At 44.8% G+C, this 17209-nt stretch carries 16 protein-coding genes; 8 read left to right on the top strand and 8 right to left on the bottom strand.

Features of this window, described 5'->3' with window-relative positions; translation table 11 throughout:
• Position 1 precedes the first annotated feature (1 nt).
• From AC3CID_RS05630 to pspA, 4 genes are all read right to left on the bottom strand, one after another.
• Positions 2–1036: an efflux RND transporter periplasmic adaptor subunit gene (locus AC3CID_RS05630; RefSeq protein ID WP_017086192.1), complete on the bottom strand. Its 1035-nt coding sequence runs from the start codon at positions 1034–1036 to the stop codon at positions 2–4.
• A 157-nt stretch (positions 1037–1193) separates the two neighbouring features.
• Positions 1194–1580 (bottom strand): envelope stress response membrane protein PspC, encoded by a 387-nt coding sequence (gene pspC / locus AC3CID_RS05625; protein WP_171327515.1) that lies wholly within the window; start codon positions 1578–1580, stop codon positions 1194–1196.
• The gene (gene pspB, locus AC3CID_RS05620; protein WP_076676585.1) at positions 1573–1806 is read right to left on the bottom strand and encodes an envelope stress response membrane protein PspB; all 234 of its coding nucleotides are present in this window, start codon (positions 1804–1806) and stop codon (positions 1573–1575) included. The genes pspC and pspB overlap by 8 nt, the downstream gene beginning before the upstream one ends.
• A 14-nt stretch (positions 1807–1820) precedes the next feature.
• On the bottom strand, positions 1821–2492 hold the full coding sequence (gene pspA, locus AC3CID_RS05615; protein ID WP_076676587.1) for a phage shock protein PspA: 672 nt from the start codon (positions 2490–2492) through the stop codon (positions 1821–1823).
• A gap of 316 nt (positions 2493–2808) precedes the next feature.
• Here pspA and pspF point away from each other — a divergent pair, with 316 nt between their 5' ends.
• The 7 genes from pspF (at position 2809) to AC3CID_RS05580 (ending at position 9988) form a co-directional block, all read left to right on the top strand.
• Positions 2809–3831, top strand: a complete 1023-nt coding sequence (pspF, locus tag AC3CID_RS05610) for a phage shock protein operon transcriptional activator (RefSeq protein ID WP_372282247.1) — start codon at positions 2809–2811, stop codon at positions 3829–3831.
• A gap of 102 nt (positions 3832–3933) precedes the next feature.
• The gene (gene sapA, locus AC3CID_RS05605) at positions 3934–5556 is read left to right on the top strand and encodes an ABC transporter substrate-binding protein SapA (protein WP_054546643.1); all 1623 of its coding nucleotides are present in this window, start codon (positions 3934–3936) and stop codon (positions 5554–5556) included.
• A complete protein-coding gene (locus AC3CID_RS05600; protein WP_171307773.1) occupies positions 5556–6518 on the top strand; it encodes an ABC transporter permease in 963 nt (320 codons plus the stop codon). The genes sapA and AC3CID_RS05600 overlap by 1 nt, the downstream gene beginning before the upstream one ends.
• On the top strand, positions 6505–7392 hold the full coding sequence (gene sapC, locus AC3CID_RS05595; RefSeq protein ID WP_017078998.1) for a putrescine export ABC transporter permease SapC: 888 nt from the start codon (positions 6505–6507) through the stop codon (positions 7390–7392). Before AC3CID_RS05600 ends, sapC begins: the two co-directional genes overlap by 14 nt.
• Positions 7392–8393 carry a peptide ABC transporter ATP-binding protein gene (locus AC3CID_RS05590; RefSeq protein ID WP_017078997.1) on the top strand — a complete coding sequence of 334 codons (1002 nt, stop codon included), beginning with the start codon at positions 7392–7394 and terminating at the stop codon, positions 8391–8393. The genes sapC and AC3CID_RS05590 overlap by 1 nt, the downstream gene beginning before the upstream one ends.
• Complete coding sequence (locus tag AC3CID_RS05585; protein ID WP_004734598.1) at positions 8390–9172, top strand: peptide ABC transporter ATP-binding protein; 783 nt, start codon at positions 8390–8392, stop codon at positions 9170–9172. The genes AC3CID_RS05590 and AC3CID_RS05585 overlap by 4 nt, the downstream gene beginning before the upstream one ends.
• Before the next feature lie 36 nt (positions 9173–9208).
• Complete coding sequence (locus tag AC3CID_RS05580) at positions 9209–9988, top strand: DUF2927 domain-containing protein (RefSeq protein WP_372268163.1); 780 nt, start codon at positions 9209–9211, stop codon at positions 9986–9988.
• A gap of 239 nt (positions 9989–10227) precedes the next feature.
• Here AC3CID_RS05580 and AC3CID_RS05575 read toward each other — a convergent pair whose 3' ends face one another.
• Together AC3CID_RS05575 and AC3CID_RS05570 are read right to left on the bottom strand one after the other, a co-directional pair.
• Positions 10228–10617, bottom strand: coding sequence for a DUF2750 domain-containing protein (locus AC3CID_RS05575; RefSeq protein WP_004734596.1), 390 nt, complete (start codon positions 10615–10617; stop codon positions 10228–10230).
• 149 nt (positions 10618–10766) lie between these two features.
• Positions 10767–11672 (bottom strand): manganese-dependent inorganic pyrophosphatase, encoded by a 906-nt coding sequence (locus tag AC3CID_RS05570; protein WP_488527055.1) that lies wholly within the window; start codon positions 11670–11672, stop codon positions 10767–10769.
• A 201-nt stretch (positions 11673–11873) separates the two neighbouring features.
• Between AC3CID_RS05570 and AC3CID_RS05565 the strand changes: the two genes are divergently transcribed.
• The gene (locus tag AC3CID_RS05565; RefSeq protein ID WP_146457316.1) at positions 11874–13088 is read left to right on the top strand and encodes a putative manganese transporter; all 1215 of its coding nucleotides are present in this window, start codon (positions 11874–11876) and stop codon (positions 13086–13088) included.
• Positions 13089–13494: 406 nt separating this feature from the next.
• On the opposite strand, the gene torA is transcribed toward AC3CID_RS05565, so the two are convergent.
• A complete protein-coding gene (gene torA / locus AC3CID_RS05560) occupies positions 13495–15957 on the bottom strand; it encodes a trimethylamine-N-oxide reductase TorA (RefSeq protein WP_054546648.1) in 2463 nt (820 codons plus the stop codon).
• Positions 15958–15981: 24 nt separating this feature from the next.
• Positions 15982–17163 (bottom strand): pentaheme c-type cytochrome TorC, encoded by a 1182-nt coding sequence (torC, locus tag AC3CID_RS05555; protein WP_004734592.1) that lies wholly within the window; start codon positions 17161–17163, stop codon positions 15982–15984.
• Between the last annotated feature and the right edge of the window lie 46 nt (positions 17164–17209).

Here is a 17209-nt window from a genome sequence, read left to right as displayed (position 1 = left end):
GTTATAGCCCCCTTTCCTTGATCCACTCTCGAACTTTAACGCCCGGTTCAAGACCATTAACACCAGAAGTTACGATGCGATCACCATCGTTCAACCCTGAAACAATATGGCGTTTTTCATCGATGATGATTGCGACATTTTCAACAATACCGTCGCTATTCACGCGCCACACAGAGACATCATCCCCATCAGTCATCATTGCTGATGTGGGAATTTTTGTGGCGGCCGCTAACGCTGAAACTAAATGAACCGTGCCTGACATACCCGGCAAAATACCAACATCGGTTGGTCTCTCCATTACCATGGTGACTTTGTACGACCCGGTTTTGGGATCCGCTTCGGTATCCACTTCTTGGAATGCTAAAGCGTAGGAGCTACCCGGGAAAGCATCAAAAACCATGGTTGCATCCGTCTCAAACCCTGAAGAAAAGCGCGTGATAAGTTGGTCGGGTAATAAGAATACGACTTTGAGGATTTGATTAGTTTGAATATTCATCACGCCTTGTTTGGCAGCGATATATTCATGATTTTCAGCAGGAATTATGGAGATAGTACCATCGTAAGGCGCAACCAAAGTGGTATAACGTAGGTTGGCTTTTGCTTGGTTAAGCACCGCTTTAGCAGAATTATGATTAGCTTTCGCTTGGTCGAAGTCTTGCTCAGATACGACGCGATCTTTACGCAACTTAATTGAACGTTGGTATTGAACATCGGCAAGCTTAAAGTTGGCTCTCGCTTGCTTCTCTAACAACTGATATTCGTCAGGGTTAAGCGTTGCAAGCCCATCACCTTTGGTAACCTGTTGACCAGACGTAACATCGATAGTCTGAAGTAGCCCTGGAACACGAAATGCCAGTACTGCTTTGTCACCCGCTTCTGTGGTGGCTGGAAAGCTACGTTCAAAGGCATTACTACCGACGGAGACAGTGAAGAGTTTGGCGGGTCTAGAATCAGGTTCAGGTACGGGAGGAAGCTCCTTACCACACCCAGACAACCCAGCTAAGGCTGTCAATAGGACAACGGAGGCTCTATACATTAGTGATCATCCATAACTATAAATATTTTTATAACATAGATTAATCACATGTAACTTACCAGTTATCGTAAGATTTATTGAGACAAAATTATTAAAAAAAATAACGGCTTGGAATAAATTTCCCTAAACCGTTATCTAATGTTTTTCAGGTTTACCACTACATGTTCTTAAATGCGCGATCGACTTTGAAAGTATCCGAAGTCACATAAGCTTCCATGTTGCGGACACTGGCCTCTAACTTCTGGAAATCACCCTCTATAGTTCCCAGTAACGACTCTGCTGTTTGCCCTTTTTCCCAAGGCTTTTGCTTGAGCGTGTGCTCTTGCTTGGCTTTCAATTCATCAACATAGTGAGGTGGTTGTTTTTCGAGCATAAATGTCAAAGCTATATACGCTAATAACACCGGAAAGCTAACAAGAAGCAGGGCCGCAGAGATAACCAAGATACGAACCAACCACACTTCAAGGCCAAAGTAGTTCGCTAACCCTGCACACACACCGGACAGCTTACCGTTAATAGGATCGCGATACAGTTCTCTACTCATAGTTTCGTCTCCAGTTAGGTGACTCCGCATCCAGTATTTTTTCTAGCGTTTTTACACGGTCTTGCATCGATTCAGCTTGCTCAGAAAGCTTATGCAAGCGCTCAAGATCGGTTTCTGAAAGACCATTACTGGATTTCTTCTTGCTGCGGTAATGTAAGAATAACCATAGCGGTGCCACGAAAATCAAAAAGACAATCAGTGGACCTGCAATTAGAAATGTTGACATAGACAACTCCTAAATTATTTATCGCGGTTTTCAACTTGTTGCTTCAGTTTCGCCAGCTCTTTTTCAATTTCATCTTGAGCTTGTAGCTCAGCAAACTCTTGGTCTAGAGATTTTGCGTTACCTGTTTTCGCGTAAACGTCCGCTTCGGCTTCTAATTCATCCACTTTACGCGAGAATTGTTCAAACTTCGCCATTGCTTCGTTGGTTTTGCTTGAATGCAGATGTTTTTGAACATCACGACGATTGCTTGCCGCATTATTACGAATCATCAATGCTTGCTGCTTTGCGCGAGTTTCTACGATTTTAGTTTCGAGCTTACCAATTTCACTGGTCAGTTTTTCGATGGTTTCGTGAACCAAGGTTTGCTCTGTGTGAAGGCTTTTGATGATATCTTCAAGTTTTTGCTTTTCGATTAGCGCCGCTCTAGCTAAGTCTTCACGTTGTTTAGTCAGTGCTAGTGTCGCTTTGTTTTGCCAATCTAGAATCTGAGTTTCGATAGCTTCAACTTTACGTGCTAACTCTTTTTTATCTGCGATAGCTTTAGCGGAGTTAGTGCGAACCTCAACCAGCGTATCTTCCATTTCTTGGATAATCAGGCGAATCATCTTTTCAGGATCTTCAGCCTTGTCTAAAAGTGCACTGATGTTCGAATTTACAATGTCTGCAAAGCGAGAAAAAATACCCATGAGGAACTCCTTAATTACAATGATGGCAAATGTGCTTTAAAGCGTTATTCGATTTCTCAATCCACTTGCTCAAAAATTTACGTTTGTTGTTAAACCTACCATAAGTAATCCAAGTAGCGTGCCAACTTTTAAGCCATTTATTATCAAACACTTACAATAAAATGGTGATTAACCCGAACCATGCTATGATGAATTTAGCCAAGTATTGGTATTTTTCACCACTACGACTCTTATACTTAAGCTATTTACATGACGTGACTTAAATAAAGCTCTCTAAATCACATCCATCGGCGCTCAAATCGCACAAGGACCCGCTATGCAGCAGAACCTCATTGGTGAATCACCCAATTTTCTCTCCGTTTTAGATAAAGTATCTCAACTCGCACCAATCGAAAGACCGATCCTGATCATTGGAGAGCGTGGTACGGGTAAAGAGCTCATAGCTCAAAGACTGCATTACCTTTCAAGGCGATGGGATCAGCCGTTGATCTCACTTAATTGCTCAACGCTCAGTGAAGGCTTGATTGATTCTGAGTTGTTTGGTCATGAGTCTGGTTCCTTTACTGGTTCAAAAGGTCGTCATCAGGGTCGATTTGAAAGAGCGGAAGGTGGAACACTGTTTCTTGATGAGCTCGCGACTACGCCCCTAGCCGTTCAAGAGAAGCTATTGCGCGTTATTGAATACGGGCAGTATGAACGTGTCGGCGGACAAAAAGCTTTAAGTGCCAACGTAAGACTGGTTTGCGCGACCAACGCTGACTTGCCAGACATGGCATTAAGGGGCGAATTCAGAGCTGACTTATTGGACAGGCTAGCGTTTGATGTGATTACTATTCCCCCTCTTCGAGAGCGAAAAGAAGACATCACGCTGCTGGCGGAATACTACGCCATTAAGATGTGCCGTGAATTAGAATTGGAGTTGTTTGTTGGCTTTGCTCCGTCTGCCGTTGAGGCGCTACTGGATTATTCATGGCCAGGGAATGTGCGAGAACTCAAGAACGTGATTGAGCGCGCAGTCTACCAGCACGGTAAAGACCCATATCCTATTGAATCTTTGGTGTTTAACCCATTCAAACCCGCATGGAAAATAGATCAAGATTCCACGCATGAAATTGGCAATGCGCCGTCCAACAGCCATACTTCATCAGAGAGCTCGTTTTCTTTGCCACTTGATTACAAAGCATGGCAAGAACAGCAAGACATCAAGCTGCTCAATCAAGCCCTAAAGCAAAGCAAGTACAACCAGAAACAAGCAGCAGAATTACTTGGATTAACCTACAACCAATTACGTGGAATGGTGAGGAAGTACGCGATTGTCGGACAAGCTAACGATAAATAGCTGTCAGCACTTGATTATTATTTGGAGCCGAATAAATAAAATGTTAAATTGTCCGGATCTTGAGGCTCCTCTAACGCCTCGTTTCGAAAAGTATTTCTTTTTATGAAAGCACTAATAAGACTATCACTGAGCATCTGCACGCTGAGCTTTTTAGCTGGATGTGGTGAGAGTGTGAATCACGAGCAAATCCGTGAAAAAGGCTTCATTTATTGCGGCCAAGGTAATCCTAGTACTTTCAACCCACAACTGGTTGATAGTGGCATTACCTCAGAATCGCTGAGCCCTCAAATTTTCGATACACTGCTCACTCTTGATCCAATGACTTATCGACCAAAACAGAACTTGGCAACAAGCTGGTCTGTCGATGAATCGGGTACAGAGTACACTTTCAAACTGCGCCCTAATGTTGCGTTTCAAACCACAGACTGGTTTACCCCAACTCGCAGTATGAATGCACAAGATGTGGTCTTTAGTTTTGAGCGAATCATTGATAGTTCAAACCCATTTCATTATGTGGGCGGCGGCCTATACCCATGGTTTGCTGGTATCGACTTCCAAAACCTGATCGTCAATATCACTGCGGTTGATGACCTAACAGTGAAATTCCAATTAAGTCGCCCAGACAATTCATTCCTCAACAATATCGCCACCAGCTATGCGGTCATTCACTCTAAAGAATATGCCAATAAACTCATTGCTACGGATGAAAAGAATGAAATAGACTCCAAGCCCGTTGGCACAGGTCCTTTCTACTTGGATGAATACCAAATCAATGATCTAGTTCGCTTGAAAAAGAACAAGCACTATTGGAAGGGTGACGTAGAAATGGACCAAGTTGTGTTTGATACTTCACAACGTGGGACAGGGACTCTTGCCAAGCTACTTCGTAGTGAGTGTGATGTATTGAACTCACCGATTTCTAGTCAGATTCCTATTATTCAAGCTCATGAAGAGTTGAAGATTTCCGCCACGCCTGCGGTTAATGTCTCTTTCATCGCACTGAACACCGAGCACCCTGCACTGCGTGACTCACGAGTGCGCAAAGCACTGAACTTGGCTATCAATCGTCAGAACATTCTTGATTCTGTTTATTACGGTACGGGCACGAAAGCCTACACTCTCTTGCCACCGACCTCTTGGGCTTACCAAAAAGACAGCGTTCAAGTTCGCTATGACCGCAACTACGCAGTTGCGCTTCTTAAAGAAGCCGGGGTAGAACCTGGGCTAGAGCTTTCAATGTGGGTGCCATTAGAGCCAAGAGCCTACAATCCGAGCCCAAGGAAAACGGCAGAATTAATCCAAGCAAATTTAGCTGATATTGGTATCGAACTTAAGCTCTATACCGACGACCGATTTGATCGTACGCAGCTGTCATCCATTTCCTCAACAGACTTGTTGCTCACAGGTTGGATCGGCAATACGGGCGACCCGGACAACTTCTTACGTCCGCTTCTTTCATGTAGCTCAGAACGAGCAGGATTAAACGTCTCTATGTGGTGTAATTCAGACTTTGATTTCCTTCTCGACTTAGCATTAGAGATCAATCAACAAAGGCACCGTGTGAACTTGTATCGACAAGCCCAAAACATTCTCAATGAAGAAGTTCCTGTGATTCCTCTCGCTCATGGCGTGCAATTCCGCGTGCACGATCGTTCGCTAAGTGGCTTTAAGCAGAGCCCGTTCAATGCTCAACCTTTTGATCAAGTCAGAAGAGAGGTGCAGTGATGTTTTGGTATACATTAAGACGTGTAAACTTATTCATTATCACACTGGGGATCCTGACGTTAGTGGGGTTCGCTCTGCTTCGACTAGACCAAACCTCACCTTGGGCAATTCAAGATTTTTGGCCCGGTTGGCTTAGCTACATCACAGAATTATCGACGCTGAACTTTGGCTTGAGCAAGCACGGAGCGCCTATCATCGATGAGCTTGTCGTGGTATTCCCTGCAACGTTAGAGCTGTGTTTCTTTGCTTTTGTGCTTGCGTTGTTTATCGGCATCCCTTTCGGCACTATTGCTGGCATGAGACAGGGCAAGTTTGTCGATACCACCATATCGTTTACTTCAATGGCCGGTTACTCTGCACCTATATTTTGGGTCGCACTACTGATGATCATGGTGTTTTCGTTGCACTTTGAGATGTTCCCAGTTGGTGGGAGATACGACCTGCTTTACGAAATTGAACACGTCACTGGTTTCGCCATCATTGATGCCTTTTTCGCTGAAGGTAAATACCGAGCACACGCACTGCAAAGTGTCATCGAGCATATGGCGTTGCCTTGTCTAGTTTTGGCACTCGCCCCAACGACTCAAGTTATCCGGTTGATGAGAGCATCCGTTGCTGAAGTGATGACGCAAAACTACATCCGCGCGGCGCGAATTAAAGGTCTATCTACCAGAGAGATCGTGATGCAACACGTGTTAAGAAATGCGATACCACCGATTATTCCTAAGGTCGGCGTTCAACTATCAAGTATGTTAACGCTCGCTATTATTACCGAGTCTATCTTTAACTGGCCGGGTATTGGCCGCTGGTTATTGGATGCTTTATCTAATCAAGATTACGTTTCAATTCAAGCGGGCGTGATCGTGGTAGCAACCTTGGTTTTGACCGCAAACATTCTGTCCGATCTATTGGGCGCGATGGTCAATCCACTGGTAAGGAAGGAATGGTATGCTAACAAATAACGTCTACCAAGAAGAGCAGATTCCAACCCAGTTCGAGCGTTTCTGGCGCAGCTTCCGTGGCAATAATCTCGCTATGTTTGGACTGTGGTGTTTGGCCTTAATCATTCTAATCACCGTCACTTCACCATGGCTAGCTCCGCATGATGCTCAAGAACAAACGGGACACCTGTTAACCCCACCCTCTTGGGATCCCTCAGGAACAGTTGAGTATTTCTTAGGTACCGATGACTTAGGCCGAGATATTCTTTCTCGTCTGATTATCGGCTCTCAGCTGACGTTTGGTGCCGCGGTTGTGATTACCTTTATCGCAGCAGTCATTGGTTGCCTGATTGGCGTACTTGCGGGGATGACTCGTGGATTACTATCAAGCACGCTAAACCACCTGCTTGATACCGTTATGTCGATTCCGTCTCTGTTACTGGCCATTATCTTCGTGGCGTTTCTTGGTTTTGGCGAGTTTAATATCTTGCTTGCCTTATGTTTAGCATTGATTCCACGCTTTATTCGTTCGGTATACATTGCCGTGCACGCTGAGGTAGAAAAAGACTATATTTTGGCTTCTCGCCTCGATGGTGCGAACGACTTCTACCTGTTATGGAATTCAATCCTTCCTAATATTCTTACCGTGGTGGCACTTGAAATTACACTGGCATTGTCAGTCGCCATTCTTGATATCACGGCTTTGGGTTTCTTAGGGCTTGGCGCTCAAGCACCAAGTACCGAATGGGGCTCAATCTTGGGTGACTCTGTAGAGCTGATTTACCTCGCACCATGGACAGTAACCCTACCCGGTTTAGCCATTATGTTTACAGTGATCGTGATTAACCTCGTCGGTGAAGGTGTTCGCCAAGCGCTAAATGCAGGAATCGAATAATGCCTTTACTTGATATTCGACATCTAACCATCGAGATTGAGACCCCTCAAGGGATGGTTAAAGCCGTTGACAGAATGAGTCTTACCCTCAATGAAGGGGAAATTCGCGGCTTAGTAGGTGAATCAGGCTCAGGCAAGAGCTTGGTTGCAAAAGCGATCGTTGGGGTTTGTAAAGAAAACTGGAAAGTATCTGCCGACCGAATGCGCCTTGGCAATATCGACCTCCTGCAACTGACACCCAAAGAACGACGCCGAGTTATTGCTCGTGATATCGCGATGATCTTTCAAGAGCCATCCTCCTGTCTTGATCCATCTGAAAAAGTGGGCCATCAACTGATTGAAGCGATTCCTTCCTATTCGTTTGAAGGTCGGTGGTGGCAGAGATTCAAATGGCGTAAGAAGCAGGCCATCGCTCTACTGCACAAAGTCGGTATTAAAGATCACTCTCGTCTTATGGACAGTTACTCTTATGAGTTGACCGATGGTGAGTGTCAAAAAGTTATGATCGCCATGGCGATCGCAGCCAAACCAAAAGTCTTGATCGCTGATGAACCAACCAACGATCTAGATCCGATTACACAGTCTCAAATATTGCGTCTGTTGAGTCGTATGAATCAGATCAATAACACGACCATCGTGCTGATCGGCCATGACTTAACCACCATTACCCAATGGGCAACTCGCATTACCGTTATGTACTGTGGTCAGTCTGTAGAATCAGCGGATACGCAGAAGCTGTTAGATGCACCTAAACACCCATATACCGTCGCTCTACTGAAAGCGATGCCTGACTTTAACGACTGGATTCCTCATAAAGAGAAGCTACAGTCTTTGCCAGGTTCAATCCCTCCGTTGCAGCACCTTCCTATTGGTTGTCGACTAGGACCACGTTGCCCGTATGCGCAAAGGCAATGTGTTGAGATTCCTTATACCAAACGAATCAAAAACCATAAGTTCAATTGTCATTTCCCTCTTAATATGGAGAAGAAAAAGAAATCATGAGTGCATTATTAGAAGTCATTGATTTATCTAAAGACTTTACGACTCGCTCTGGTCTTTTCCGTAAAAAGATTCATCAGGCAGTGAAACCAGTAAGCTTTTCGCTTGAGGCGGGACAGACGATTGGTTTTATCGGTCAGAATGGTTCAGGAAAGTCGACATTAGCAAGAATGCTAGCGGGTATGGTAGAGCCAACTGCGGGCGAGATTCGCGTGAACGGTGAAAAGCTAGAGCACAAGGACTACTCGACTCGCTGTAAGCTGATTCGAATGATCTTCCAAGATCCGAACACATCGCTTAACCCGCGCATTCAGATTGGTCGAATTCTTGAAGGTCCATTAAAGCGAAACACCAATATGCCACCAGAAGCCCGTATGCGTCGTGTGAAAGACACCCTATTACGTGTGGGTCTTCTACCGGAACATGCTTACTTCTACCCGCAGATGCTGGCTGCTGGCCAGAAACAAAGAGTTTGTTTGGCTCGTGCCTTGATTCTTCAACCATCGATCATCGTTGCTGATGAAGCGTTGAATGGTTTGGACATGGCAATGCGCTCGCAAATCATCAATTTGTTCTTAGAGCTACAAGAAGAGATGGGCGTATCGTTCGTTTATGTATCTCAACACCTCGGTATTGTTAAGCACATTACAGACAAAATCATCGTCATGCACGAAGGTAATGTGGTTGAGAGTGGGGAAACGGATCAAGTGCTAACCAATCCAACTCACCAAATCACCCAAAGATTGGTTGAGAGCCATTTCTCCAAAGCGCCGAACCACTAACCTCGAATCACGCTACGTTCAACAAAGGGGAAAGGTATGTTATTAAGAGCTTCAATGCTTCCCCTTTTGTTGGCGCTGTTTTCCTTTAACGCAGCAAGCACACCCCTCACTTGGCTAGATAGAAGCTTCGTCGAAACTGCCTTTTATAACGTCGCACTTCAACACGAATATTCCCAAGGCAACAAGCCACTAGCCAAATGGAAACAACCGATCAAGATTTGGATCGATCATCGAGTGGGTGATGAAGAACTGCATCAAGAGCTCACAGAGCTTCATATCCGACACTTATCCGAAGTCACTCAGCACCCGATAACAATCGTCAACAAAGAGTCTGAAGCGAACGTAAAATGGATATACACGCGGCAAAGTCAGTGGGTATCTGAGGCGAAATCGGTGCTCAAACTCAAATCAACTCAGCATCTAAACAACGCTATTTGCACGGCGGGTTATCGAACTAATTCTAAAGGTGAGATTGTTTACGCTGGGATTGTTATTCCCGTTGATCAAGCAAGATCTCGAGGTAAGCTCGTCGCCTGTATCGTGGAAGAAATCACACAGGTTCTAGGCCTGCCCAATGATTCAGATAAAGCCTACCCTTCTATTTTTAATGACCATACGCCAGAAGACTTATTGTCACCCTTAGATGTAGTGCTACTAAAGCTACTGTATGAGCCGGAATTGAAAGCTGGAATGACAAAATCTGAAGTAAAACCTATTGTTCGAAAGATACTAAAGCAATACAGCGAAACTGGCGTGCTCCAACAAGCTTCAAAAGCCGCGCAGCAAGCACCGTTGTATCAGTTAATTGGGTACTAATGGAATAACTGGCTACGAACAGAAATATTGAATACTAACGGAATGATCGAGTACTAACGGAATAACTAACCACGAACAGGAATATTGAGGGCTAACGGAAGAATTGAGTACTAACGGAAATAGGTAGGGACGTTACTTTGTTTGTCTGAACAGCTTAGATGAGAAAATAGAATGATAGCGCTGCCTAAAAAAAGCAACGCTGACTTACCATGTAACGATATAACACTGTTACGAAAGCACTAGCGCTTAGCAGCTTGCTTTTTCAATTCGAAGTCGAATTCATCCGGGAACAAGATAACACCTTCTTCCTGTTCGTTCGGGAACACAACCACTGCAAGCTCGTCGTCTTCTAGACCGTTAGTCCAACGGCTGTGCCATTTGTTCAACGAGATAGACTCAGCTTTACACTCAGACCAATCACCCGTAGCCCAAGATTCAGCAAACTCTTGATTTGGCCATACTGGAACACAGTCTTCATCTTCTGTGTTCAGCATTACACAACCGTGTTCATCGGTTAAGATCCATACTTCACGGTTCGCTACGATTTCTTTCACACAGTACTTTAGGCGTTGCTCACCCGTATACTTATTGATTTCAGCGATTTTTTTATCGTCTAGCTGTGTAGTCATCTTAATTTCCTACTTTAGTCAGTAACTTTGCTCTTAAAGCTATTTTATGCCGAGAGCTTTTAACTTCAAACATTTTCGGTGAAGAAGAAAATCCACTTCAAAGAAAAACGCCTGCTAAATTAGCAGGCGTTTATAATTAAGCGACTTGATTAAACAAGCTCACCCTGTAACCAAGGCCAGCCTTGCTTCTTACGGCTTAATGTATTTTCCATCATTAATACGCCGTCTTTCTCGTGCTTAACCAGTTTATCAGCCCACTCGCCTTTGTATAGAAGGTGAGTTTGCGCAGTAGTGATGTCTGTTAGCATTACCGCAGCAAATGCTAGACCGTCTTTCTTACAACGTTCTTCAAGATCCGCTTCTAGCGCTTCAATCATGCCATCTACTTGCTCAAGAGTCGCAAGCTCAACTTGACCAACAACAACATCACGACCGTTGAATGGGTAGCCTTTAAGGTCTTTTTCTACTAGTTGTGCAGCAGATAGGCCTTCGATGTTTGTCTTAGCGATTAGAAGCGCTTTGATGAATGCATCAATGTCAGTCACGCCAGCGATTTCAGCAAGCTCAGCAACCGCGTCTTTGTCTTTTTGAGTACATGTTGGAGAAGCAAAACCAACCGTGTCTGAAAGAATTGCAGACATCATAAGTTTAGCGATTTGTTGAGAGATAGCGTGACCTTCAATCTTGAACATGTTGAAAAGTACAGTATTTGTACAACCAACAGGCCAGATCCAAGCTTCCATAGGGTTAACTGTCATCGCGTCACCTAAACGGTGGTGATCGACAATACCTACGATCTCAGCTTCAGCAACATCGTCCGGTGCTTGTGCTAGATCTGAGTAGTCTACTAGCCAGATTTTTTCACCAGCAACAGAAGTACGAAGTTCTGGTTTTTCAGCACCAGCGACTTCTAGAATGTGTTGAGTTTCGCGGTTGATCTCGCCTTGGCGAATTGGTGTCGCTTCCTCGCCACGAGCTTTAAGAAGCTCTGTTGCAACTAACGCACTACAAATACTGTCACTATCAGGGTTTTTGTGACCAACAACTAAAATCATGTTTCTTCCTATTACACTAACAATTATGACTCTACCTTTAGAGTCTCTCTTTATTAGCCATACTTTACCTCATTTTTTCAGGTTGGTCATGTTTCGTAGGTTTAGCCAATGGTAACAATAGATAAAAAAACAACAAATGCAATTGATAATTATTATCATTCGTATATATTTATCTTAAGCCACTAATTTTGAGTAACACCTATGGATCGACTAATCTCTTTTTTGCCAAGCAGTAGCGCTGCGAAAACAACTCAGTTTTCACTGTCATTTAAGCGCCTGCTTTTACCTATCTCACTTGCAGCTTTAGTTATTGCGCCTGCCACGCGAGAATTGACGGTCACTACCTTGTCAGACGCCTTTTGGGCAGTGTCTTGTTATGTTGCTTTGACCTTAGCGATTTACCACGGGTTAAGCCTGTATATCAACAAAGATAACGTCTTCAACAAGCTCGTCCATCAATCCCGTTCAAACCAAGTTGTATTCGCTGCACTTATGGGGGCGCTACCCGGCTGTGGCGGTGCGATCGTGGTTACCACACAATTTATCTCGGGCAAACTCGGATTCGGCGCAGTTGTTGCTGTGCTCGTCTCAACCATGGGTGATGCGGCCTTCCTGCTCATTGCAAGCGAACCCAAGACTGGTTTAGCCATGATGGCGATGGGCGTGATCGTCGGAACTGCGTCAGGTCGAATCATTAACTTGTTTCACGCAGACGACTTCTTACGCCCAAAAAAAGCAGAGAAAAATGAAGCGGTGAGCAGCTGTGCTTCTCAATCTCAAGACAAAGAAGCAGTATCGAAAAAAGCGATCAACCTACAAGGCTATCTATGGTCTGTACTCATTATTCCAGGTGCTGCGGTTGCCCTACTTGGCTCTTTTCAAGTGGATGTGAATGAGTTGCTCGCTTTGCCCGAAATGTCGATGGAATGGGCAGGCACTATTTTGCTGATTAGCTCGATGTTTCTATGGGGTCTCACCCGTGAAATTGAAGATTACAAATCAGCCGTAAGTGAAGACGAGAAATGTGTAGGCTCTCATCCACTACAAAAAACGGCTCAAGATACTAACTTCGTGACAGCTTGGGTGGTGGTTGCTTTTCTTTTCTTCGAATTTGGCTCTGTGATAGCAAATGTCGATTTTGCGACGCTATTCTCAAGCTGGGGCATGATGCTCCCCCTGGCGGGAGTATTGATGGGCTTGCTACCGGGGTGTGGTCCGCAGTTGCTGGTCACTAGCCTGTACCTTTCTGGTGCTCTGCCACTGTCAGCTCAGGTAGGTAACGCAATTTCTAATGACGGTGATGCGCTATTCCCTGCGATTGCGATGGCACCGAAAGCCGCTCTTGTCGCGACCTTGTATTCCAGTGTGCCCGCTTTGATTTGTGCATACGGTTACTGGTTTATGTTCGAACTTTAGGCTTACGTTCGAAGCTTAGGTTTATAATTGAAGCTTAGGTTTACAATTTAAGCTTAAGTTTATATCCGAGGCTGAAGCTTTTATTCAAGGCTCAGGTTTATATTCAAGGTTTTAGCTTTACTCCATAGGCTTCTGTAAGGTCGGTACTTTATATCGACCTTTTTGTTTCCGTCTGCCTAAGTCCTTATAACAGGTTCTTTGTACATTCTCTTCATGCTTCATTCTTCATTCTTCTACAGCCTACCTCAAACAGCACGTTACAGCCTGCCTCCAAAATGCTCCTCTGGCGCTGTTACAATGCTTATTTAGAAATCCCAACACGTATACTAGAAAAACAAAAAGCCCCTGTAAGAGTACTTAAAGGGGCTTTAATTTAAGCTTTAATCTTGGTTCTTAAGTACAAGACTTAAGAAACTTCGATTGGGCCACCGAATGAAGTTACTGGAGGCAGTTTGCCTTGGAACTTCTCGAAGTTAACCAAACATGTGTTTGCTGACGTTGCTTGAGCAAGTTCAGACGTACCGATGTCTTGAGTTAGTGTGTTTGGATCGCCGTATGTATCTAGCGCACCCACTTTCTCGTTGATCGGGCCGTACCAAGCACCTTCTTCGATACGAACAACACCAGGAGCGTAGCTATCCATTAGAACAGCACCTGCTAGTAGTTGACCACGGTCATTGAACACACGTACTACATCGCCATCTTTGATGCCTTTCTTCTTAGCATCGACTGGGTTGATGTAGATAGGCTCACGGCCTTGTACCGCGTAAGTCGCACGCCACTCTTCAGATTCACACATCTGAGAGTGAAGACGCTTGTCTGGGTGACAAGATTGTAGCCAGTACGGGTGTTTGTCAGAGCCTGGACCACCATGTGAACGTTCAGATTTCTCAAACCACATTGGGTGTTCTTGACAGTGCTCGTAACCCATGTTGCCAACAGTACGGCTTGTGATTTCGATGAAACCAGAAGGTGTACCTAGTGCGTTGATCTCTGGATCTTCACGGAATGAAGCGTGACGAGTCCATGGCTTGCCTTTGCCGAAGTCTAAGAAACCTTTCTCCCAGAACTCAGCAAACTCAGGCATTTCGAAGCTGCCTTCGTTTGATGCGCGACATTCGTCATACAGAGATTTAACCCACTGCATTTCGTCCATGCCACGCGTGTAATCGTCGTAACGACCCCAACGCTTAGTTAGGCTAGACATGATCTCGAAGTCAGTCTTAGACTGGAACAGAGGATCCACTAGCTTGTGCATTGCGATCAAACCACGGCCAGAGTACGCGCCATAGCCATCAATATCGTTACGTTCCCACTGAGTACATGCTGGAAGCACGATATCAGAGTGACGACAAGTTGCAGTCCAAGCGAAATCAACAGCCACTACAGTTTGTAGACTCTTGAATGCTTTACGCATCTTGTTGCGATCTTGGTGGTGGTGCCACGGGTTGTTACCACTGAATACCATCATCTTAATGTCTGGTAGCGTTACAGTAGAACCGTTCGCTTTGATCTTCTTACCTGGTTCAAGCAAGCTATCAACCCAACGAGCTACTGGAATTACGCGGCTGTAACCGTTGTAATCTGTATTCGTGTGTTTAGGTGATTGACCTTGGTCGATGTTCAACGGGAAAGAACCCGGAGCAGCGAAGCCAGTTGAAGATACACCGATACCTGAGTAGTGGTGACCGTAAGAGATACCACCGCCCGGAAGACCAATTTGGCCAACCATTGCTGCGATAACTGCGCACATCCAGTAAGGCTGTTCACCGTGTTCTTGACGTTGGATACTCCAACCAACAAGAATCTGCGTACGACCGTTAACCAGCATCTTAGCAAATTCACGGATAGAGTCCGCGCTTGCGCCACAGATAGCCGAAGCCCACTCTGGTGTCTTCTCAACTTTATCTTTCGTTTCACCTTGAACGTACTTGATGAAGTCTTCAAAACCTAGACAGTAAGTTTCGATGAACTTCTTGTCGTACAGGCCTTCGTTGTAAAGAACGTGAGCAACACCAAGCATGAACGCCACATCAGTTTGTGGGTTGATGTACATCTGCTCGTTTTCTAGGTAACGGCCTGTTTTGTTTTGAACAGGGTCAACAGAAACAACGTTGATCTCTTTCTTAGCAACTTTCTCTTTCAGCTGTTCTAGGTATGCGAACGACTCGTGAGTCTCACATGTCCAACCTACTTGAAGGTTTTTAACTGGATCGTTACCCCAAAGAACAATGTTGTCACTGTTTTCTAGGATAAGTTCCCAAGATGTACCTTGTGCGTAAACTTCAGTCGAACCTAGCACGTAAGGCATGATCGTTTGACCAGCACCTGTTGAGTAGTCACCGATTTTCTTCACAGAGTAACCGTGAAGTGCCATTGCACGTTGCATATGGTTAGTACAGCTGTGGAACTGACCCGTTTGTCTCCAACCAGTTTGACCGGTGTGAAGTGCCCATGGACCGTAATCTTTCTGTACGCGCTCTAGTTCGCGGTAAACAAGGTCTAGTGCCTCATCCCAAGTCACACGAATAAAGCGGTTGTTACCACGCGTGTCTGCGCTGTATTTATGCTTCTTCAACCAATCTAGGCGAACCATAGGGTAACGCACACGTGAAGGGCTGTAGATAATACCTTTAATACCTTTCAACATCTCAGTTGGGTGTTGATCGATTTCTAGAGGTTTAATTTCTTGCACTTTACCCGCGTAAACGCGAGCTCGGAATGCACCCCAGTGAGAACCAGAGACTTTCCACGCGCCGTCTGTTTCTGCAGCAGACGCTGATGCCGACGCCAATAAGCTTGGACCGATAACCGATGCCGCACTTGTAGTAGCGACACCTTTCAGAAAACTTCTTCTTGTAATTGCCATTGTGTTACTCCAATTGACGTCTTATTAGTGATGGCCTTCAGAAAAATCTGATGAGTGCTTCTGTAGATACTTAAGAACAAGTGCTTCTGTATCTGTATCGAAGTTAACAAACGCAATCATACCATCTAGCATGCCTACCCAACCGTTGGCGCTGAAGTGAGCTTCATCTGGCTGTGAGTGACACGTTGAACAGTTAGATTGGTACGCTTGACCCGCTGCGTTCCAGATTGGATCGAAGTTATCAACCATAGACTCTTTCTTCATCCAAAGTGCTAGGTTAACTTCTTCCCATGGAAGGCCAGTAAGCTCATCTTCTTTCTTCTCACCAACAGTGATAACGTCACTTTGAGATACTTCTTTCGTCAAGATTGCAGTCGAGATGTTCATACCGAAGTCTTCTTGGATTACACGTCCGAAGCCTTTCGCTTTACGCCAACCGTCGATTTGAATCTTGATCATGTCGCCTTTTTCGTCGATAACCGCAACTTTACTTGCAGGGCTTAGTAGACCCGCTTCAACTGTTGCTGTTTCATCTGTGTACATTGGTAGGTGACGAATAGAAATCACGTCAGAACCATTTGCGTAAGATGTGCTGCTTGCTACATTTTCTAGCTCGCCAACAATGCCGCTCGCTGATGCCATATCTAATGGAAGGTTGTGAGCAATACCTTTGTGACAGTCAACACAGCTTTGATCACGCTCTGCCGCATTCTTCATCTGGATACGCGCTGTTGGGCGCATGTTTTCGAAATCCATTGAATCGTAGTTGTGGCAGTTTTTACACTCTAGAGATTTGTTCGAAGAGAAACGATCCCATTCGTGTTTAGCCAGCTCGATACGACGAGCTTCGAATTTCTCAGGCGTATCTAGGTCACCAAATACTTGAGCGAATACTTCTTTAGATGCTTGCATCTTACGAGCAATTTTTGCTGTCCATTCATGTGGAACGTGACAGTCAGGACAAGTAGCACGTACACCAGAAGTGTTTTTCCAGTGAACCGTTTCTTGTAGTTCTACGTATACGTTGTCACGCATGGTGTGACAGCTTACACAGAACTCTTCTGTGTTTGTATGTTCTAGCGCTGTATTAAAACCGCCCCAGAAAATAACACCGGCGATAAAGCCACCCATAGTTAGTACACCAAGACTGATGTGTACTGCTGGGCGAGTCATTGTGCGCCATAATTTAACTAAAAATGATTTCATGTTTAGCTCTCTTAAAAATTAGTTCTAATAAAAATGTGATAGCAAG

This window comes from Vibrio sp. QJM3NY_21 (assembly GCF_057785975.1).
This window is presented reverse-complemented; position numbering and strand designations above follow the sequence as displayed.